This is a genomic window from Neobacillus niacini NBRC 15566, from assembly GCF_001591505.1.
GTDB lineage: Bacteria > Bacillota > Bacilli > Bacillales > Cytobacillaceae > Neobacillus > Neobacillus niacini.
On the sequence record NZ_BCVA01000003.1, the window covers coordinates 156,513 to 178,621 of the forward strand.

The following is a 22,109-nucleotide window of genomic DNA, read 5'->3' on the forward strand; positions in this document are numbered from 1 at the left end:
TTCTTCCAGTTCAAATAAAATAAAAGAATTTCTGCCATTTTATGTTACTATAAGATTGCATATGAGTGGAGTAAAATCCCCAGCGTCATCCCCACTGGTATCTTCCTGTCATCATCTAACTGTAAATTGGTACCAACCCTAAAGAAAATTACATAGGTATTCCGTTTATTCAAATGAATTTAGAATCAGGAGGAATTTCATATGAAACCAACAGATAAATTCAAAGGGAAGGCAGATGTATATTCAAAATCGACCTAGTTATCCCGATGAGTATATTGATTATTTATTATCAGCCAATATCTTTAATGAGACTAGTAGGATTGCAGATATCGGTTCAGGGACGGGGATTTTGACCAAGCAGCTACTGGAAAGAGGAGTCAGCGTGACAGCGGTAGAACCAAATGATGATATGAGATCAAAAGCAGAACATGACTTACATCGGTTCGAGCAATTTACTTCAATTAATGGCTCAGCTGAAGCAACTACATTACCGGCCAATAGTGTGGATCTGGTGATAGCAGCTCAGGCATTTCATTGGTTTGATAAGGAAGAGTTTAAATTAGAATGCAAACGGATACTGAAGCATGAAGCAATGGTAGCACTGGTTTGGAATAGTAGAGATTTCAAAAGCCCTCTCATTAAGGAAAATGCTGAGATTTTTAAGAAATATTGTCCGAACTTTTATGGATTTAGCGGTGGAATCGGAGAGGATGCGGAAATTTTTAATCAATTTTTTCGGGAAGGAAAATACGAACTAAAAAGATTTCCCAATGATTTAGTCATGGACTTTGAAGCATTCCTTGGGAGGAACCTCTCAGCGTCGTATTCACTAAAAGAGTCGGACAAGGATTTTAAGTTTTTTGTAGAAGCCATTGCAAATCTTTTTTATAAATACAGTCAAAATGGAACAATAGTTATGCCTAATTTTACTCGAAGCTACTTAGGTAACGTGTAAGGAATAAGCATTATTAATCTATAGTAAAAATATTTGCAGAGTAATTCAGATTTGCATTTGCTCTGCTTTCTTTTTGAATAAGAGGACAGATTTTATCAGGAGTTTACTATAGCACCTTCTCTTATCACTAAGTAGAAGATATTTATTCGTGCCATATTCTTTATTATGGACTATTGAACTGGATGGGAGAATTCCTACAATTGCTTGGTTTTGAATCTACTGGTTTAACAAAATATCAAACTGAAGAGGATACTGAAAATGAACAAACAGGAAAGCAGCTATAGATGGGTGGTTTTTAGTGCCGTCTTATTGGCTTACTTTTTTATCATTAGCCAAAGAACGGCTCCGGGACTTATAACGGATCAGTTAATGAAGGATTTTCATGTTTCAGCTGCTGTTATAGGTCTTATGAGTAGTTTTCAATTTTTTGCTTATGCAGGATTTCAAATTCCGATTGGTTTATTATCAGACAGATACGGTCCGAATCGCTTTCTTATTATAGGTACCATTCTTACTGGAATTGGCTCCGTAATTTATAGTTTTTCTCCAAATGAATATGTTTTGATAGTCTCTCGTTTTATAGTTGGAACAGGGGACGCGATGATTTTTCTTAACTTGGTTATCATTTTAAGCCAATGGTTCAAAGCGCAGGAATTTGTAAAATTGTTGGGTATGGTTTCCCTTGTTTCGAGCCTTGGTTCATTAACAGCCACACTTCCTTTTTCTGTGTGGATTTCATTCGCAGGTTGGCGTACACCATTCTTAATACTAGGTATCATTTTAGCATTATTCTCTTATGTACTATATACTATACTTGTTTTGAAACCTAACAAAATCTATAAAGATAGTATTGATATTAAAAAAAGGAACAAAAATCGAGAAAGTGTATGGAGGATTCTCCGACGAACCATTTCTGCACGTCAAGCTTGGGCAACGTTTTTATGTCACTTTGGGTTGGTTGGTGCGTATGTTGGGTTTATCGGTTCCTGGGGAGTGCCATATGGAATCCAAGTACTGGAGTTATCCCGTTCAGAAGCAAGCCAGCTAATGATGTATGGTCTTTTTGGAGCCATTCTTGGAGGTCCGTTAATTAGCTGGATTACAAGCAGATTAGATTCTATAAAAAATGTTTATACCTGTGTACACCTCATTGCTTTATTAAGTTGGGGAGGATTGTTTTTTTTAGGTGTGAACCCTTCATTTATACTAGTAGTTATTTTATTTTTCCTCATAGGTTTTGGAAATGGTGCAAGTGCATTGACATTTGCGGTGGTACGGAAATCCTTTCCTATAGAAGAAGTAGGGGTTGTAACAGGATTCTCCAATATGGGAGGTTTTTTAAGTGCCGTTTTGTTACCTATTTTGTTCGGAAAGGTATTAGATTTATCTCCTCATGATTTTCACATTGGATATCATTATGGATTTATCATTCCAGTCTTATTTTCTTTGATGGGACTGTTAGGAGCTATAATGATTAAAAAGGAACGAAGGGATGAAAAAAACGTCTTAAATGCAGTGTAATTCAGAAAAGAGCACACCTTTTCCTTTTGGGATTTTTTCACATAGGCTTCAATACTTTAATTTGAAACATTAAGGATATCAAATACGTCTAAATTTTGTTATATCCTTTTTTGGATGACGTCGTTTGATCAAAATGGTAAGGAATAGTATATACATAGAAAGTAGGTAAGTTTGAATCGTGAAGGTTATTACATTATGCGGGTCAACGAAGTTTAAGGAACAATTTGAAGCAGCAAATGCTTATCTTACCTTACAAGGAAATGTTGTTATAAGTGTTGGATTCTTTGAACAGAGTGAAGGCATAAGCATTACAAAAGAACAAGAAGCTTTATTTGAAATCATACATCTGCAAAAAATTGATATGGCAGATGAGATTTTTGTTATTGATGTTGATGGTTATATTGGAAGCAGCACGAGGAAAGAAATTGAATATGCGAACAACTGTGGGAAGAAAGTTAGTTACTTCTCAGAAAGTAAGTTATCTATAGGGGGATATCTATATGAAAATTGTAGAGCTTCAAAAGGGGAATGAATTTTTGGAGGAAGGGATTGAGGTATTTTGGAACGTTTGGGGGACAGAAGATAATTATAAGTTTTACGAGGACTGTATTTATCATTCCGCTGAAACTTCAGAAGACCTGCCAAGATTTTTTGTAGCAGTAGAAGATGAAAATATTATTGGGACGTATGCCATCTTGAGAAATGATATTAATAGCCGCCAGGATTTATGTCCTTGGCTTGCATGCCTATTCGTTGATAGAGAAAACCGGGGGAGAGAAATCGGGGCGCAGCTATTGGAACACAGCTTAAGAGAGGCGGCAAAAAAAGGGTATAAGAAGCTTTATTTGACTACTGATCTAGAAAATTATTATGAAAAATATGGATGGGAACATACCGGGGTTGCCTATAGTCCAAGCGGTGGTCATTTGAAAATTTATGAAAAAGGCACCAGTATTTAAGAGATGGACGGCATGAAAATAGTTGAACCTAACACCATGCAACACTCCATTAGAAAACTGCTTGCTTTAGCCACTTCAAAGGAAAAAATCGAAATAGAATATGAGCGTTATTTAAAATACCCGAACAGGACCCTATTTGCATTTGAGTTGGAAGGTGAAATTGCAGGCTGTATTGGTATTGAGTTTAGTAGTTTAAAGCTATGCGAAATTAAACATATTGCTGTTTCTTCAGAACATAGAGGAAAAGGGATTGGAAGTAAAATGATTCGTTTTATTTTGGAGATGTACCCTTCGGTATCTGCAGAAACAGATTCAGACGCTGTTGAATTTTATCGCAAATATGGCTTTAAGATAACGAGCTTAGGAGAAAAGTATCCTGGTGTCGAAAGATTTTTATGTGAGTACTAGGGGGAGTTTTTTAATATGAAAATAGTTGAACACCTATTAAATTGAATAACGATTAAGAATGTGTACTTTATTATAAAGGGAGTCTCTAAAATATAGAAAGAGTGTTTCATCGGTGCCAGGCACCATGAAACACTCTTTTTTATTATTTAATTAAATTAAATCCCATGGGGAGTGTAAATCCTAGAGCAAAAAGGATAACAAGAACGATAGAAAATGCAATCCATATGATGTCCGTTTTCTTTTCTCTTTGTTTTCGGACAATCACCATTTCAAAAAGACCAATCATGACGACTCCAAGTATTGCTTTCAAATAGTAGGATAACGGGATGGAATAGGCTGCAAAGAAGAGTATACCTCCTGTTACGATAATAAGAATGTATGTAGCTCGTAAAACCATATGCCATATTCTGATGTTTTTTCCCTTGTTTTGCATAACCACAATAATGATTAGAAAAATAAGCGATAATACCAGTGATGTTAAGTGTACGTGTGTCATTTAAATTGACTCCTTTTTATATTGAATATTCCTCCTATAAACATAGTCTAATAGGAAAATATAAAAGGATTCTAAATTAAGTATTAAATTTTTCTTAATTAGATAAGAGTAAAAAACAATTGTTTAGAAAAGTCAAAAAAAGTTGAAAAATATGACTTGGAAATTATCTGAATTTATTATAGAATAGAGAAAATATAATATTCGAAATGATAAAAACACAATGATTGGGAGTATTAAGGATCATTTATTGTCAAGAGAGCTGTCGGCTGGTGAAAGACAGTCAATAAATTCCCCAACTCGCCCAGGAGTGGTAAGGCTGATATGTAGGTCTTAACGGTTGACCACCGTCATCAAGTCGTAAAGTGGGTTCGTTTGTTTCTAAATGAACCAAAAAGAGTGGTACCACGATGGCAAAGCCTATCGTCTCTTATGAGATGATAGGCTTTTTTATGTTTATCAAAATAGTTGAAAAGGTGGTCGTTTACGATGAGAAATATTGAAAAGTATTCTAGAGGATATTTTATGCCCTCAGTTAAAAGTTTGAAATGGACACAGAAGGAGTACATAACGGAGGCTCCTACTTGGTGCAGTGTGGATTTACGAGATGGAAATCAAGCGTTAGTCGTACCGATGAGCCTAGAGGAAAAATTAGAATACTTTCAATTATTGTTGGAAGTAGGTTTCAAGGAAATCGAAGTTGGCTTTCCTGCAGCATCAGAAACAGAATTTCAGTTTTTACGTACATTGATTGAACAGGATTTGATTCCGGAGGATGTTACGGTTCAAGTGTTAACACAGTCTAGAGAAGCGATTATTAAAAAGACTTTCGAAGCGCTTGAAGGTGTGAATAAAGCGGTGGTGCACCTGTACAATTCTACCTCCGTAGCACAGCGTGAACAGGTATTTAAAAAGTCAAATGATGAAATAATTGATATTGCTGTAACAGGTGCAAAATTGCTTAAAAAATATGCAGCGGAGACTGAAGGTAACTTCCAGTTCCAGTATTCACCAGAAAGCTTCACGGGTACAGAGATGGAATTCGCACTTGATATATGTAACCGGGTCCTTGATATTTGGCAGCCAACTGCTGAGAATAAGGTGATTATAAATCTTCCAGCTACTGTGTCAATGTCAATGCCTCACGTCTATGCTAGCCAAATTGAATTTATGGGAGATCACCTTAATTTCCGCGAGAATGTAATCCTTTCCCTTCATCCGCACAATGACAGAGGTACGGGAGTTGCTGATGCAGAGCTTGGGATGCTTGCTGGAGCTCAGAGGGTAGAAGGTACACTGTTTGGAAATGGTGAAAGAACAGGCAACGTAGATATCGTCACGCTTGCCCTAAACATGTACTCCCATGGGGTAGATCCACAGCTTAATTTTGAAAATATCAGAGAAGTTAGGTCAAAGTACGAAGAATTAACAAAAATGAGCGTCCATGAAAGACACCCATATGGAGGCGACCTCGTCTTTACTGCATTCTCAGGCTCCCATCAGGATGCCATTGCCAAAGGAATGAAATGGCGTGAGGAAGAAGAACGTCAATATTGGACAGTACCTTATTTATTAATTGACCCAATGGATATTGGCAGAGAGTACGAAGGAGATATTATTCGTATTAATAGTCAATCTGGTAAAGGCGGAATTGGTTATTTACTTGAGCAACATTATGGACTAGAAATGCCTGCTGAGATGCGTGAAAACTTCGGGTATAAGGTGAAGGATGAATCTGACCGTGCGCACAAGGAGATTATGCCAGAAGAAATTTATGAGATATTCAATAAGGAATATGTGAATATTAGTGCACCTCTTACGTTTAACCATTACAGATTTACTCAAAATGACCAGTATGAAACCATTGTATCCATCAGTATAGATAACGAAGCACTTGAATTTACTGGAGTGGGGAATGGAAGACTTGACGCCATAAGCAACGTTCTTCAGACCCAACTCGAAATCCAGTATAAAGATTTAGTCTATAAGGAGCACGCGCTAGAAATTGGCTCAAAATCTAACGCTGTTTCTTATGTGGGTATTACTGCTATGGATGGTGTTGTCTATTGGGGCTGCGGAATCGATCCTGATATTATGACGTCTTCTGTAAAAGCTTTGTTTAGTGCCGTTAACAACATGGTAAACACTCAAAATGCTCCAATTGGAAAAGGACTTTCTCTAAATAAAAGAAGATAAGTTATAAATAGAACCAACAGCAAATATAATGCTGTTGGTTTTTTTAGTGCATTAAGATGAAACTTTAATCCTGCAGGTGAATAGCATATAGGCAAAAGGGATTGCCCGTGTTGTTCAGTCAGCAGAACTGGAAATGAGTGGCTCCATTAAAACGTAATGGTTGATTGGAGGTATGTTGGTGCAGTTATTTTACACAGTCCGTCCTGGAGATACACTTTACCAGATTGCGAGACGCAATGAGCTGCCGGTAGATTCGCTTATTGCGGCTAATAATCTTTCCACGCCAAACTCGATATTTGTGGGGCAGCAGCTTTCCATTCCTCCTGGTGTAGATGTTATTCGTGTTAAACCAGGAGATACCGTTTATCAAATTTCTGAAAATTTTGGGGTTCCAGCTTCGGTAATTATCCAAGCAAATCAGCTTCAACCCCCATATGTAATTCAAGTTGGTCAGTTGTTGAAAGTGCCACCCGGAGTTCCCTACTATGTGGTCCAGCCAGGAGATACCTTATTCCAACTCGCAAGCCGTTATAACGTTGCAACAGGGGGCCAAAGCAACTTCGAGTTAATCATTAAAGTTAATAACCTTTCGTCTAATATTATTACACCTGGCATGCAACTTATTATTCCATACGCTCCTCCTGGTGACAGAGGGTTAATTGCCTATAATTCCAATCGTAGTGGCAGCTATGATATATGGATTTATAATCCTAGTAACGGTATGAATCAACAAATTACTAATGGACTTGCGGAATCTTTTTCGACTCCATTTTGGGCACCTGACAGCACAAAGATCGCCTTTGTTGGAAAAGAAGGAATCCTGAACATTCTTAATTTAGTTGATAATAGAATTGCGCAAATTGACCAGTTTGGAGACGGATTGGGCGTCTTTCTTGATTGGTCTCCGAATAGCCAAGAGATTGTGTACACAAAACCGAATGGTTTGGTCATATACAATGTGATTACTCATCGAGCCCGAATTCTAAATGCTCCTGGTGCAACAGACGCACAATGGTTTCCGAGCGGAACGGAATTGCTTTTTCAAGCATTCGATACCCAGGGAGTAAGCCAGCTTTTTCGCATCAAAACCAATGGAACGGGTAAAGAGCGGATCACTCGAAATACAGGTGGACGACTTAATAATGTTCGACTGTCTCCTGATGGGACTTTTGCTTTATATACGACCCCAGGTGCTAGTATCTCAATCATTTACAGTGTAAACCTTGCAACTGGAAACGCTCTTGAAGTAAAAGGAGGTCCTTTAGCGAAAAATTACTTCCCAACCTGGTCACCTGATTCTTTAAGCTTCGCATATAGTGCCACTGCGTTTGAAAACCTTGGATATTTCTCACTGGTAAGGACAGCGGGTAGACAAGGAATGAATGAAGTAACAAGAGCGATCTCGGATTGTTTTGCCACCCCTGTGACCTGGTCGCCAGATAGCAGGAAAATAGCCTATCTTTCTGGATGTAAGCAACAAGGCAGTTCCAGTGAAATCTGGTTGGTGGATTTAACTCATCCCGTACCAATCCAACTTGTAGAAGGCGGTTCGATTACTTCATTACAATGGTCACCATTACCGATAACTACTCTCAAAAAAACGTACTCCAATTCAGTCTATAAAGTTCGTTTCCAATATCCATCCCATTGGCAGCGGGTAAACGATGAAAGATACGAAGGTGAAGATGGTTTCTTCCAAATTTCAGCCATAGCCTCTGACCAATCGATTGAAATGGTGTGTCAAAATGAAGCCTTTCACCAACTGAACCCTTATGGTACCAAACCACGCATCCAACATACTCGTATCCGAAATCAACCAGCATGCTTGATTTTACCGTCACAAGACCAACCATCCGAAATGAAAAATCAAGCAGCATTGATTGTCCAGTATCCGAATCCGGTAACAATAGAAGGAACAGAATACAATTACTTTATCCTGTGGGCCGACCAGAACCACATTATTGAGATAAGCAATTCACTAACATTTCTATAACCCAAAATGAGTTGCTCTTCCTTTAGAGCAACTTTTTTGATAGGGTAGAATGTATATTAAATTCAGTTTAAGGATGATTACATATGAAAAACGAACAACAAATGAACCAAGTGGTGGAAACTATGCTGGCCCATCGTTCAATCAGGAAATATTCTCCACAACAAGTTTCAAATGAAGATTTGGATACCATTATTCGTTCAACCCAAGCCGCCCCTTCCTGGGTCAACGGACAACACGTTACCATCATTTCAATTAAAGATCCTGGGCGAAGAGAAAAAATGGCGGAGCTTGCAGGAAATCAAAAACATATTATCGAAGCACCCATATTTCTTGTGTTTTGTGCCGATTTCTATCGCATCAAGGTGGCTTGTGAAATGGAAGGAATTGAATTTAAGGCTGCTGTAAATCCTGATTTATTATTAGTTGGTACTGTTGACGTCGGTATTGCTCTAGGAAATGCTATTACAGCTGCCGAATCACTAGGGTTAGGGACCGTACCAATTGGCGGGATTCGAAGAAGTCCACTTGAATACATTGAACTGTTAGATTTACCGGAATATGTGATTCCAATCTCAGGTTTGTGTATTGGATATCCTAGTGAAATCCCAGATTTGGTGCCTCGTTTGCCAAAGGCAGCCATCTTTCATGAAGAAAAATACAAAGTAAATATTCAGGAAGAACTTAGAGGGTTTAATCAAACCCATAGCGAAGCAACAAAAGGAAGACAAAGCGGCGGGTCTACCTGGACACAACGAATGGCGAATTTCTATAAGGACCCATACTATATAAATGACGGTTATAAAGACGTAGGAAAAATGCTGAAACAACAAGGTTTCTCAAAAAGTTAAAACAATAAGTAATGAATGTACCTATGGAGGGAAACTACTTCCATAGGTTTTTAATATTAAAAAAGTAAATTATTTTATAGTTCGATAACTTGGCCAAATGAAATGTCCTTTTTTCATAAATTAAGTACATTAGTAAAGTCATATATTTTTCCTCAGCATAAACATATAATGCATGTCTAGTATAAAGCTGCAACTCTCATTATAGTGGGACAAAGATAGTATGTCTTGGACATAAAACGTGCCTAGGTATGGAGGTTAGAATGGAAAAATATTTTAAAAATCAAAAGGTTTTAATAACAGGGGCAAATGGTTTTATAGGTTCTCATATGGTTGAAAGAATGGTAAAAGAACAAGCGCAAGTATCTATTTTTGTTAGGGATTCCTCCGACATATGGAGATTGGATGAAGTTAAAAAGGATTTAGACATCTATAGAACAGATTTAAGGAATTTGGAGTTGGTTAATAAAAACGTAATGCAAATAAAACCAGACTTTATTTTCCATTGTGGAGCTTATGGAGTAGATGGAAGACAAAACGATTTTTTCGTTGCTGCAGGCGCCAATATTAATGGAACCATGAATCTGATTCATTCACTGAAAAATATTGGCTGTAAAAAATTTATTAATGTTGGAACGTGTATGGAGTATGGTAATAAACAGGAACTCATTAAAGAGGACTCTTTATTAGAGCCTGATAGTATTTATGGGAGCACAAAAGCATCAGCCTCCATCATTGCCCACCAAATGGCGTTAAACTATGATATTGATTTAGTCACCGTAAGACCCTTTGGAGTTTTTGGAGAAAAAGAAGGCTCACACAAGTTCTTTCCCTACATTATTTTATCCATGTTACAGGATAAACAAGTGAACTTGACTCCTTGTGAACAATATCGAGACTATTGTTATATTGAAAATGTCATTGACGGATTTGTTTTAGCCGCTCAAAATAATGCCGCTAAAAATGAGATCTTTAATGTTGCAAGTGGTGAAATTCATAAACTAAAATTTTACGTAGATCTGATTAATAATGAAATGCAATCAAAAAAGCTACCAAATTATGGTGCATTACCCTATAGACAAAATGAAGTTTGGAGACAACAACCGGATATTTCAAAGATTAGGAATCATTTAAATTGGGAGCCAAAGATAAGTCTACAAGAGGGAATTGCTAAAACAGTAACTTGGTATAAGGAGAATAAACATAAATTTATAGGAACAACGAGGTGACACTTTGTTATGGGACTTAGTAATGTAATAAAGAACGATATTAAGCACATTAGTAATGAATTAGAGAAGAAGTTAAAAAAACTTGAGGCATCAACCATCCTAATCAGTGGCGGAGGAGGGTTTCTTGGAGGATACTTCCTTGACTTAATCGATTATTGTAATAAAAATCTCTTTGAGACACCATGTCATGTGATTTGTATAGAAAATTTTATTTCTGCTGCTCCTCAAAGAATCCAACACCTTCAAAATAATCAATGCGTTGAAATTATTAACCAAGATATTACTATGCCTTTGAATATCAAGAAAAAAGTTGATTTTATTATCCATGCCGCAAGTATTGCTTCACCCACTTATTATAGACAATATCCAATTGAAACAATTGAAACGAACGTATGGGGATTAAAGAACCTGTTAGATTTCGCCAAAAACCAAAAAGTAAAAAGTTTCTTATTTTTCTCGACCAGTGAAATTTACGGTAATCCTGCTCCAGAATTCATCCCTACGCCGGAGACCTATAATGGCAATGTTTCATGTACAGGTCCAAGAGCTTGTTACGATGAGTCTAAAAGGCTTGGTGAAACACTTTGTGTTAATTACTATCAGCAATACGGTGTACCTGTGAAAGTAGTAAGACCATTTAACGTATTTGGTCCAGGGCTAAGAATCGATGATAAACGAGTCATTCCAGACTTTTTTAATGACGCATTACATCTTAAAAAAATTTCATTGTTAAGCAATGGAAAGCCAACAAGGAGCTTTTGCTATATAGCTGATGCGATAAAAGGGTTCATGTTAGCTCTTCTTTCCGAACATGACGGTGAAGCGTTTAACATTGGGAATGATGAGGTGGAAATATCGATGTTAGACTTAGCTAAACTAATCGGTAAATTAGTTGGCAGGGTTGAAATTGAGTATAAGGAAAGTGACGATAAAAGGTATCTTATCGATAACCCCCAAAGGAGATGTCCGGATTTGACCAAGGCAAAGAATCTATTAGGGTATATGCCAATGGTGAATTTAGAGGACGGCCTTGGTAGACTTAAAGATTGGTATGTAGATGTTTACATGGGGGAAAATTGAAAATGAAAATTTCAGTGATTGGAACTGGCTACGTGGGTCTTGTAACAGGAGTTTGTCTTGCCTCTAAAGGTCACCAAGTAATCTGTATTGATAAACAAGCCGAGATTGTAAATAAGATTAACAACAAGATATTACCTATCTATGAGCCAGGGCTTGAAGAACTTTTAAGCAATGTTATTGATAAAGGGAACTTAGTTGCTACTACTGATTTGAAAACTGCTGTTATGAATACAGATATCTCGATTATCTCCGTGGGAACTCCATTTGGAGATGGAAAGATTGATTTACGCTATATTGAATCCGCTGCGCAAGAGATTGGAACTGTTTTAAAGGAAAAAAAAGATTACCATGTAATATGTGTAAAAAGCACTGTAATTCCTACAACCACAGATACTTTTGTTAAAAATATTCTAGAAGGTACCAGTGGGAAAAAAGCGGGTGATTTCGGTCTGGCCATGAATCCTGAGTTTTTAAGAGAAGGTAAAGCCGTAGAAGATTTTATGCACCCTGACAGAATTGTAATTGGTGCTTATGATCAAGAAAGCTTTGAAACTATGAGAAAAGTTTATGAGGGTTTCTTTAATGCGCCAATCATAAAAGTAAATCTAAGAACAGCTGAGATGATTAAATATACAGCTAATGCACTTCTTGCAACACTAATATCTTACTCTAACGAGGTCTCGGTAATTTGTGAAAAGGTTGGCAGCATTGATGTGAAAGAAGTTTTAGAAGGAGTAACCTTAGATAAAAGATTCAATCCAAGAGTGAATAATCAATTAATAAATCCAGGAATGGTCAGTTATTTAAGCGCTGGATGTGGATTTGGGGGCAGTTGTTTTCCTAAAGATGTTCAAGCACTTTCTGCGTTTAGCAAGGAGATGGGTTTTTCGCCTCCTATGATTCAAGCCACATTAGAAATAAATTACGCCCAACCCTACAGGCTTATTGAAAGATTGGAAGAAAATCTCGGTACATTGGAAAATAAGAAAATTGCTGTTCTAGGACTCTCATTCAAACCAGAAACTGACGATATTAGAGAGTCACCAAGCCTTGCCATCATAAAAGGACTATTAACCAAAAAAGCAAAGGTAATCGGTGTTGATCCCGTAGCAATTAATAATACAAAAAAGAAATTTCCCCAAAATGATTCCCTCTATTACTCTGTTGATTACAAAAATGCCCTTAAAGATGCCGAGGCTGCCATACTTGTTACTCCATGGCCAGATTATATAAAGATTTCTCCACAAGAATTCAAGGAATTAATGAAAGAACCAATATTAGTAGATGGGCGAAGAGTGTTCAATAAGTCAGCCTATGAAGCAGCAGGTATCCGATACATCGGAGTTGGCCTTACTAAGAATTTATAATAATAAAGGATGATATGATGGAAAATTGGTATGAGTTGATTCACATACAACCTTTTGAGGATATGCGCGGCAGCCTGAAGAAATTGTTAATGATTAGTCAACTGAAAGAAGATGAAAAGATCGAAGAGATTTACGTTTTATTTTCTAATCAGGGAAGTGTCAGAGGAAATCACTATCATAAAGAAACGTTAGAATATTTTTCTGTCATAAGTGGTGAAGCGAAAGTGGCATTAAAGAATTTGCATACTGGTGCCTTTGAGGAAATCATCATGTCAGCAAATAATAATGTTATTCTCAAAGTCCCTCCTTACGTAGTGCATGCTTTTGAGAATGAAGGAGAGGAACCGTTTATAATGGTTGCCATTTCCTCTAAGGAATACAATAAAGATGATACTGATACATTCCCAATGATAATCATTTAAAAGATATTGTTTGATAAAGTATTCAGACACTACTCAGAATATGGCTGGTGTCTGAAACCTATTCCACATTTGAGGATGAAGGCACCAGGCACCAATTAAGTGCGATATCCCAAGTGTGAAAAGTTGGTAGTATCGTCCATTCCGATATAAATCTTCTCACATACACTACTATTAAGTTCAAAAAAGAGCTTCGATGGCAGCAGAGCTAGTTGACTAGTAAAAAAAGAAACAGAAGAAAACATAGGAACATAGGAAATGGAAAGGGACAAGTCTCTAATAAGAGGGGATAAATATGAAGGTTGTAATACTTGCAGGTGGTTTTGGAACAAGAATCAGTGAGGAATCACATTTAAAACCAAAACCAATGATTGAAATTGGAGAGTATCCGATTATTTGGCATATTATGAAAATCTATTCTGCGCATGGATTTAATGAGTTTATTATTTGTTTGGGGTATAAGGGATACATGATTAAGGATTATTTTTTAAATTATTATCTGCATAAATCAGACGTTACCGTGGATTTACAGCATGGGAACCACAAAATTAATACTGTCCACGGAACTGAACCTTGGCAAATTACGCTGGCGGAAACCGGCCTAGAAAGCATGACTGGAGAACGCATTAGAAAAATAAGAAGCTATATAGGAAATGAACCTTTCATGTTAACGTATGGGGATGGACTGGCTAATGTTAATATTCAGGAATTAGTGGAATTTCACAAAAGCCATGGCAAACTTGCTACGGTTACAGCCGCTCAGCCTTCAGGAAGATTTGGAGCCTTGCAACTGGCAAAAGATCAAAGCGTTGAATCTTTTAAAGAGAAGGTAAAAGGCGATGGCGGTTGGATTAGCGGTGGATTCTTTGTCTTGCAGCCTGAAGTATTTGATTTTATTCCAAAAAACAACGCAGTCTTTGAAGAGGAACCATTGGGAAATTTAGCAAAGACAGGTCAGTTAGTGGCATACAAACACTCAGATTTTTGGCAGCCAATGGACACAATGCGAGATAAAAAGTATTTAGAGGAGCTTTGGAAGTCGAATAAAGCACCTTGGAAAATATGGAAATAGGGAATGTGATAAACAGATGAAGAAAATTTGCTTTGCGATCCTTGTTCATGAAAATAGGGAAGTAATACAAGATCAAATAGAGAACATTCGCCACTTTTGTCCAAACTCTTCTATTGTATTTTTTCAAAGTGGAAATGATGATAATTTATGTAATGGCCTTGGTTATCCTATCTGTCCAACTTCACAACCTATGAAATATGCAAGGACATATGGCTGGTTCTTTTTGAATATTATGGAATGGCTTGAAAATACAGGGTATGAATATGATTACTTAATCAATTTAGATTCAGATTCTCTTTTTGCAAAAAAGGGGTTTGAGGAATTTATTATCTCGGAAATGAACGAATTTGATTATATGGCTGCGCACTATAGAATGGCAACAGATCTATGGTCTCCTGGGAATACGATGAAAAAGGTTTGGCATTTATGGCAGCCAATATTCAATTTGGATCATTTTTATGGATGTTTTGGTTCACAAGTTTTTAGTCGAAAGTTCGTTAAGCAAATACTGTCCTTTAACAAATTGGAAGAGATGAAAAAGATTATGAAACAAACTGAAGATGATGTATTTGCTTTAGAAGAAATGTTATTTGCAACTTTAGCAAAAACCCTAGGAATAAAATCAAAATCTTATCCTGAGAATGTTGGTAAATGGATGCGTGATAGACCAAAATATACGAGACGAGAACTTATTTATGCGGTTAAAAATAATGAGGAATGTTATTTGTTACATCCAGTAAATCGTATAATGAATGATCGTGCAAGGACTTTTATAAGAAGTATGATTCACTCCAGAAAAAAAGAATAGACATATATAATAGGATAGTGGGATCATCCACTAAAATAGAAAACTTTTAAAATTTAATACCTATGGGGATTAGTCCTCCATAGTTTTTTTATTTTCATTGTTATGAGGAAAGAGTCCTCCCTACATAAAGTGAGGAGGACTATCATATATTTATGTTATATTTTGCTTGGCCTTCATGTAGACCTCTTCATAAGGCTGAATCACCACAAAGCCGTCTCCTTCGAATTTCATTTGAATCGACTCACCGCTACCTCTTCCTAGAAAGGTTTTTAACGTAATATCCGTTTGAAACGTTGGCATGAGATTCCCAGACCAAGCAACTGTTGCGTTTGGATCCGTGATAACAGGGTTACCAGGAGACACTCTTAATGTGATCGGTTCATAATGTGCAGTAAAGGCAATCATCCCGGTTCCTTGACAGCGAACATTAAATAACCCGCCAGCAAGCATACCGGCAATTTTCTTCATTAATTTAATCTCCCATTTAATACTAGGTTCAAATGCTAATAAATCGTTCCCATTAATAAAAATCGACTCATTCCTTAAATTAAGGATAATAATTTTTTTTCCACTATCTGCAAGATATAATTTCCCTTTCCCGTTGGCTTTCATTAAAGAAGCGCCTTCACCTGTAAACGCCTTTTTTAAAGCAGTTCCGAGACCATGTTCTAATATTCCTTCACGGACAAACTTCATTTCTCCGTGATAGGCTACCATGGACCCTGCTTTCGCCCAAACTTGCCCGTCTAAGTTTACCTCCAACATCCGTGGTGTTTCCAATTCAAAAAAACCTTCGCCTTTATCTTTTTGCTCTGTTTGTGCGATAAATTCTTCAATTGAATATCTACTCAATATTCCCACATCCTTCCATTCTTTAATTATGAATCCCATCATCCTGTGTTTCAATATTTTTATAAAAAGAAAACCTGAACTTTTAATCTGCTTTGTGGTGAACATATTTAATAAGTGATATTATTGCCAAACTAATGGATAAACCCCAAAGTAGAGTCCTGTGGATATGCACAGCCTTTTTGCTGAACTTTTACAATTGGGTCATGCGTCATAAATGTTTTGAATAGGATAGGAGTAATTATTCTTAGAGTTTTCTACCCTGTTCGCTCGTTCGTGAAAGGAGTTCAAAGAATGATAGGTAAGTATAAACATCATGTTATCTTGCTAGTCCTGTTTATTTTTTCCTTTTGCATATTAGTTTCAGCTGTGGCAGCTAAAAGTGATTCAAGTATTCCTAAAAATAAAATAGTTGCTCTTGTTTATGATGATTCTGGAAGTATGTGGGAACAATCTGGTAATGTTCCTATTGATAATTGGAAATATGCGAATTACGCTCTTCAAAGCTTTGTTGCTCTTTTAGAAAAACAGGACCAGTTAAGGGTTGTTTCAATGAGCACACCAACCGTACCGGAGCCGATTGAATTAGATGAAAGACTCCGTCAGCATGAAATTGATCAAATCCGAGCCTGGACGGGGAAAAAAAGTACACCACTAGAATCTTTACATACCGCAATCAATGAATTGAAAAAAGCTGCTGATCACAATAAAAATTCGGAATACTGGTTAATCGTTCTAACGGATGGAATTTTTAATGAACTTAACCATCTCGACCAAAAACTGACAACTCAACAAATTGTAGAGAACAAGAAAGCTCTTTTTACGAGTTTGAGAGAATTAAAGGAGAAAATGGATCAAAATAGTGCTAGTTTTCACAGCGAATTGATTCCCATTGAGTCCTATTTGAGTACGGAAGAATTAGAAATTATGGCTGATTTTAAACGTCAATGGACAGAAAGTTCTGAAGGAAATGTATTGGTTAGCAATGGTGAGCAGGATATCATCCAGCGCATTAATGAGGTCGCAGCGCTCATGACAAACCGTGATCCGAGCGAACAAGATAGGTTTGATTTACACCCAGTATGGGACGGGAAACAATTAGTGTTAGAATCTCCTTTCCCGTTAAGGAGAATTACTCTGATTGAACAATCAGCTGAAGAAAATGCCTCGTTCAAAGAATTTTATATGAACAACCAACGGATTGAACAAGGAATGGAGGGTCCATACAAAGTAATTACCCCAGAGGACCCTGCAAACTTACATCCACCGATTCAAGGAACATTCACACATTTTAAAAACGTCAATGGTAACGGGGTTATTGAAAGAGGGACATACAAAATTGTTTTCGATAAGCCACTCACGGAAGAACAGCAAAAATCCATCCGAATTTTAGCGGAACCGGCGATTGATTTTAGAGTTGATCCTAAAAAAAACAATGATGACGGAAAACTGACGGATGATCCATCCGTTTTCTTTGCTGGCAGTAAGATGAGGCTTGAAGCCACCCTGTTAAAAAGTGAGAGTAATGATGAAGAAATCGATTTACGGGATATTGATGTAAAAGGTTTGTTTGAAGTAGAAGCAGATATTAATGGAGTAAAGCTCCCTCTTAGCTATGATTCTAAAGTTAATAAATTCATTGGGGATTTCACTTTACCACAAAAACAAGAAATTCCTATTAAGGTAAAAGTTAGTATTAAAGGATTCTATCAAAAAGTAAAGGAATCAAGTCTTCAAATTAACCCCACTCGAAAGTTGAGCCTTGTGGCCAATAACGATACGTGGAGGACACCGTTAGATAAGTTAAACGATGCGGAACCCTTTGTGATTACACCGATGGTGAATGGAGAGGAAATGAGTTCAGAAGAGCTTAAAAAGGTCTTCAAGCAACTCAAAATTAATACTCTCAGCGATATAAAAATTGAAATTGAACAAAAAGGTAATCAAATTCTCATCTACCCTAAGAGTTTATCGCCAATATTCCGAACATCGGTAGGTGATGTGCCTATTCATGTAACCCTTCCCGGTCCGTATCCAAATGAAATCGCTGAAGAGATGTTTACCCTCCATATTGAAGATATCTCACATGTTAAGAAATATGGCAAGGACGCTGTAAAAGCGTTAATCTGGCTGGTTCTTCTTGTGTATATCTTTGGAATCATCATAAAACCAAGGTTTGACAAAAATCGTATTTCACTAGAATACAAGCAAAGCAGGAAAAGGGAGAGGCTCCGAGATGCACGAGGGATGACAGAAAGCTTCCATACAAATTGGTTTAACAGATGGCTTATCCCCTATTTGGCGGAAAAAAAGAGTATTGGCGACTTAACATTTAAAGCAGATCGAAAAAAGGACCGTGTATTACTCGTGAAAGAATCACAGGACCCTACCCTCATTGTGAGACATGAGAAGCTTGAGGGAAGAAGTAAAAAGGCCGACATACTGATTTATCATAACGATGAGATTCAAATTGAGAGAAGTAACGACCATTCAGTTTATATATTTAAATCCCATTAAAAGTACTTTAAGAGGTGGTAACTAGATGAACTTTAATGTTCCAACCATATTAATCGGTCTAGGCGGAATCGGGAGTAATATTGCGAATATGGTATATGGTCGTGTTCCCCCAAAACAGCGAGGCAGAGTCGCGATCCATGCGTTTGACACCGATGCGAATAGCATTTCAAAATTAGAGCACTTAAGAAACAGTGCTACACAAACAAGCACGAGCCATTCGGTAAATGAATATCTTCAGGCGAATCCAGAGGTATTAAAGTGGTTTCCGAATAATCCCCAAATTAAACGAAAAACGATGACTGATGGAGCTGGTCAAGTCCGAGCGGTATCGAGACTTGCCTTTCGTTCGGCGATGTCTCAAGGGAAATTAAATGCGATGTGGGATGGAATTGAACGAATTTTTCCTGTCGACAGCCATGCTGAGTCGTACAATGTCCGAGTAATTATTATTAGTTCCTTAGTGGGCGGTACTGGTTCAGGGATTTTTCTGCAAATCGCTCTTTATCTGCGAGAAATGCTAGAGAGAAAGCTAAACTCGGAAAGTGTACTGATTCGCGGCGTCTTTTTACTACCGGATATATTAGTGAGAAGTAATACAGTGGACCAAACGGAGTGGGAAGCGGTCCAAGGGAATGGTTACGCTAGCTTGAAAGAATTGAACGCCATAAGCTTAAGCGCTTCGGGTAATCATAAACAAAATGTGACGATTGAGCTCGAGTATCGACCGAATCAAATTGATTTAGAGGGCAGAACAGCACATGCAATTACAGATAAACATTTGCCTTATGATTTTTGCTTTCTATTTGATTATGAAAACACAAAAGGGCAGCATTTAACTAACGTCTCAGAGTATATAGACCAGGTGGCACGGTCCGTTTATCTCCAACTCTTTAGCCCGATTTCAGCAAGAAGCTTTTCACAGGAGGATAACCAAATAAGAAGTTTGGTAGAATCAAACGGCCAGGCACGGTACTGCGGTGCTGGTGTTGCTTCTTTAACGTATCCTTATGAAGAGATTGTAGACTATTGTGCACTAAAATGGTCGGTTAGTGGATTAGATGACTCTTGGCTCCGCTTAGATAAGTTATTTAATGATGAAAATAAGAGGCATGACGATGACTTAAGAAACGGGATTCATAATGAAAAACCAAAAATAAGAGAGCTTTATGTTAAGTACTTTGAGCAAATTGTAAATGACCAAGAAAAACCTAACCCTTTTTTTCGTCAGCTCGATTACCAAGTTCATGAAATTGAAGATAAGGGTAAAAAAGGCGCTTCGAAAGCCGATATTTTCTTATCTGAGGTAGAGGAATATGCAAAAAAAGTGCTGAAAGATGATGTGGAATTAAAGGAGGATTATGAAGATCATTGTGTGCTTGATTTAGGAAAACTGAAAATAAAAGATCGAGCAAAACAAGAAATTAATCGAATGGAATCCGCTCTAGAAGACTTTGCCAAAGAAATTAACAAGAAAATTAATGAATACAGTCATTTTATTGTTTACCAGATTATTGATGCGGATTATCATTCCCCGAATGGGGCGAATGGCAGCAGGTTCCAGCTTAATACCTGGATTTTGAAAAAAGATTCACCTATCCATCCTGTTGGGGTGCGATATCTGCTCTACAGTATTCACAATAAACTTATAAAGAAGATTTCCCATTTAAAAGAAGAGAATCGCAGATACAAAGAACAGATTGACCGCTATCAAGATATTTATGATTTAGACCGCAATGACGGTGATGTAGATGATGCGGTCAGACGTGTGGATAAAGCGTTAAAACAGGGCTTTGTTTCCAGTGTGTTTCGAAACCAATTTAAAGATTTTATTGATGAGTATACGGAGAAGGCGTCTCATCAGCTGAGTACCCTAAATCGCTATAAAAATTCCATGTTGTTAGAACTAGTCTTTTCTGCTCTCAATCAATCTATTAAGGAAATGATCGAGGATTGGCAAAGATTCTTTGATCATTTAATTGAAACAAGAGAAACTCTCTTGGTGGAAATAAATCAATTAGCAAGGAAGTTTGATGGTGTGAGTGATCCAACGAAAAGGTATGTTTTAGCCAACAAGGAAATGATGGAGCAAACGTGGGAACGGATATGTCAATCGGTTGATCATGGTTTCCTGCCAGATAGTATCTCTCAGACGATTTATCAAAGTCTCTATAAAAGATTTATCGAGCGGAAAAACAATCGGGGGGCTGAGGAGTTTTATAAAGAAACCAAGGTCGAAGTGTTTTTTAGGGAAAATGTTTTAAACTTTTGCCGAAAGGAATTGGCGAGTAAGCATCATGATAAATTAGATTTATCCATCACCAAGGCGATCAGAATAGAGGCCGGTCGATTAGGGCTGGACCCAGATGATTATCTTTATAAAAGAATGAAGGCTATAGAAGAACTGGCACAACCATATGTTCCGATTACAAATGAATATCGCAGTCTGAAATATTGGGGACTCCATACGGAAAGTTTTAACCAACTCTCGGAGCAGTTGCAAAATGAGTTATTTAACGAAAAGCAAATTGTAGATGACGCCTTTAAGCGAAATGAAATTGTTTGTTATCGTGCCCATTATGGATTATCCGTCAGTGATTTTACCAAATTTTCCTCTGGAAAAAATGGAAAGCCCCCAGGTGTTTATTATGAGGCCTACCATCGGTTGGTGAGTAAGCTAAATGAGGACGAAAATAGAACGATAACCCCGCACTTAGACCGTAATTGGCATCTTCCTGCGTATATGCCAGACTTAAATCCGGAGCGCGCTGAGCTTGAAACCAACCGGACGGACCGTGCGTTATTGCTGGGGGTAATCTATGGCTGGCTTCAGTTAGTCAGCTCTGACGGTAAGAGAGTTTATCAATATAGTGGAAATCAAGGAACAAAATTATTATTGAAATTTGGGGAAAAGGTGGAAGAAGATACGTTCAACCTTCATGAAGCATTACCTCATAATCCTGTTATTTATGATGAAATACTAGAGAGATTCCAAGAAACACAAGAAACACAAATTAGAAATAACCGAAACATTCATGAACATGATTTCATTAGGGGAGCGGTCGAAATATCGAAAGTTAGAAAAGAGGGAATTAGTAATATCTTAGATTTAGTGTTGGCTTATGACCAAGAATTTATCTCCAATCCTTCGTTAACGGAGCGAGCCGACCGTCTACGACAATGTCTATTAACAGAGATTTGTGAGTACTTCAAAAAGGTAAAGAGATCGGAGTCGGCAAAACGGGGAGCAGCAAATTTGATTTATCAGCTTTGGAAGGAATCTGAAGTCAGACAAAGAACACCACAAGATACAGAAGAGTACCAAAAGTGGTTGAATGATATTAATAATAAACTGAACTCACTAGATCAAGAACGAGTTTTAGTATAGCATGTTTAAAAAG

Annotated in this window: 17 protein-coding genes, 1 pseudogene and 1 other annotated feature; of the genes and pseudogenes, 16 read left to right on the forward strand and 2 right to left on the reverse strand. The window is 37.3% G+C overall.

The genetic code is table 11. The features are described from left to right. Positions 1-201: 201 nt before the first annotated feature. From BANA01_RS04220 to BANA01_RS04240, 5 genes and pseudogenes are all read left to right on the forward strand, one after another. A pseudogene (locus tag BANA01_RS04220) lies at positions 202-955 on the forward strand (class I SAM-dependent methyltransferase). Positions 956-1,213: 258 nt separating this feature from the next. Beyond that, positions 1,214-2,476 carry an MFS transporter gene (locus tag BANA01_RS04225; RefSeq protein ID WP_063251798.1) on the forward strand — a complete coding sequence of 421 codons (1,263 nt, stop codon included), beginning with the start codon at positions 1,214-1,216 and terminating at the stop codon, positions 2,474-2,476. Between the two features lie 178 nt (positions 2,477-2,654). Beyond that, positions 2,655-3,008, forward strand: coding sequence for a DUF4406 domain-containing protein (locus tag BANA01_RS04230; protein ID WP_063251799.1), 354 nt, complete (start codon positions 2,655-2,657; stop codon positions 3,006-3,008). Continuing rightward, complete coding sequence (locus tag BANA01_RS04235; RefSeq protein ID WP_063251800.1) at positions 2,977-3,435, forward strand: GNAT family N-acetyltransferase; 459 nt, start codon at positions 2,977-2,979, stop codon at positions 3,433-3,435. Before BANA01_RS04230 ends, BANA01_RS04235 begins: the two co-directional genes overlap by 32 nt. Before the next feature lie 12 nt (positions 3,436-3,447). Next, positions 3,448-3,843: a GNAT family N-acetyltransferase gene (locus tag BANA01_RS04240; RefSeq protein WP_063251801.1), complete on the forward strand. Its 396-nt coding sequence runs from the start codon at positions 3,448-3,450 to the stop codon at positions 3,841-3,843. Positions 3,844-3,985: 142 nt separating this feature from the next. On the opposite strand, the gene BANA01_RS04245 is transcribed toward BANA01_RS04240, so the two are convergent. After that, a complete protein-coding gene (locus tag BANA01_RS04245; protein ID WP_063251802.1) occupies positions 3,986-4,339 on the reverse strand; it encodes a DUF1516 family protein in 354 nt (117 codons plus the stop codon). Between the two features lie 211 nt (positions 4,340-4,550). After that, positions 4,551-4,770: a binding site (T-box leader), on the forward strand. A gap of 55 nt (positions 4,771-4,825) precedes the next feature. Here BANA01_RS04245 and BANA01_RS04250 point away from each other — a divergent pair. The 9 genes from BANA01_RS04250 (at position 4,826) to BANA01_RS04290 (ending at position 15,345) form a co-directional block, all read left to right on the forward strand. Beyond that, positions 4,826-6,532, forward strand: a complete 1,707-nt coding sequence (locus BANA01_RS04250) for a 2-isopropylmalate synthase (protein ID WP_063251803.1) — start codon at positions 4,826-4,828, stop codon at positions 6,530-6,532. 172 nt (positions 6,533-6,704) lie between these two features. Then, a complete protein-coding gene (locus tag BANA01_RS04255; RefSeq protein WP_235847057.1) occupies positions 6,705-8,525 on the forward strand; it encodes a LysM peptidoglycan-binding domain-containing protein in 1,821 nt (606 codons plus the stop codon). An 83-nt stretch (positions 8,526-8,608) separates the two neighbouring features. Next, entirely contained in the window at positions 8,609-9,373 is a 765-nt protein-coding gene (locus BANA01_RS04260) for an NADPH-dependent oxidoreductase (RefSeq protein ID WP_235847058.1), read from the forward strand. 260 nt (positions 9,374-9,633) lie between these two features. Continuing rightward, positions 9,634-10,599 carry an NAD-dependent epimerase/dehydratase family protein gene (locus BANA01_RS04265; protein WP_063251805.1) on the forward strand — a complete coding sequence of 322 codons (966 nt, stop codon included), beginning with the start codon at positions 9,634-9,636 and terminating at the stop codon, positions 10,597-10,599. Between the two features lie 9 nt (positions 10,600-10,608). Further along, positions 10,609-11,679: an NAD-dependent epimerase/dehydratase family protein gene (locus BANA01_RS04270; RefSeq protein ID WP_063251806.1), complete on the forward strand. Its 1,071-nt coding sequence runs from the start codon at positions 10,609-10,611 to the stop codon at positions 11,677-11,679. A 2-nt stretch (positions 11,680-11,681) separates the two neighbouring features. Beyond that, positions 11,682-13,046, forward strand: a complete 1,365-nt coding sequence (locus BANA01_RS04275) for a UDP-glucose dehydrogenase family protein (protein ID WP_063251807.1) — start codon at positions 11,682-11,684, stop codon at positions 13,044-13,046. A 17-nt stretch (positions 13,047-13,063) separates the two neighbouring features. Further along, positions 13,064-13,468, forward strand: a complete 405-nt coding sequence (locus BANA01_RS04280; protein ID WP_063251808.1) for a polysaccharide biosynthesis C-terminal domain-containing protein — start codon at positions 13,064-13,066, stop codon at positions 13,466-13,468. A 292-nt stretch (positions 13,469-13,760) separates the two neighbouring features. Further along, positions 13,761-14,537, forward strand: a complete 777-nt coding sequence (rfbF, locus tag BANA01_RS04285) for a glucose-1-phosphate cytidylyltransferase (protein ID WP_063251809.1) — start codon at positions 13,761-13,763, stop codon at positions 14,535-14,537. 16 nt (positions 14,538-14,553) lie between these two features. Next, complete coding sequence (locus BANA01_RS04290) at positions 14,554-15,345, forward strand: hypothetical protein (RefSeq protein ID WP_063251810.1); 792 nt, start codon at positions 14,554-14,556, stop codon at positions 15,343-15,345. 150 nt (positions 15,346-15,495) lie between these two features. Here BANA01_RS04290 and BANA01_RS04295 read toward each other — a convergent pair whose 3' ends face one another. Next, the gene (locus tag BANA01_RS04295) at positions 15,496-16,197 is read right to left on the reverse strand and encodes an AIM24 family protein (RefSeq protein ID WP_063251906.1); all 702 of its coding nucleotides are present in this window, start codon (positions 16,195-16,197) and stop codon (positions 15,496-15,498) included. A gap of 291 nt (positions 16,198-16,488) precedes the next feature. Here BANA01_RS04295 and BANA01_RS04300 point away from each other — a divergent pair, with 291 nt between their 5' ends. Both BANA01_RS04300 and BANA01_RS04305 read left to right on the forward strand, forming a co-directional pair. Further along, entirely contained in the window at positions 16,489-18,711 is a 2,223-nt protein-coding gene (locus tag BANA01_RS04300; RefSeq protein WP_063251811.1) for a vWA domain-containing protein, read from the forward strand. A gap of 25 nt (positions 18,712-18,736) precedes the next feature. Then, on the forward strand, positions 18,737-22,096 hold the full coding sequence (locus BANA01_RS04305) for a tubulin-like doman-containing protein (RefSeq protein ID WP_063251812.1): 3,360 nt from the start codon (positions 18,737-18,739) through the stop codon (positions 22,094-22,096). The last annotated feature ends 13 nt before the right edge of the window (positions 22,097-22,109 follow it).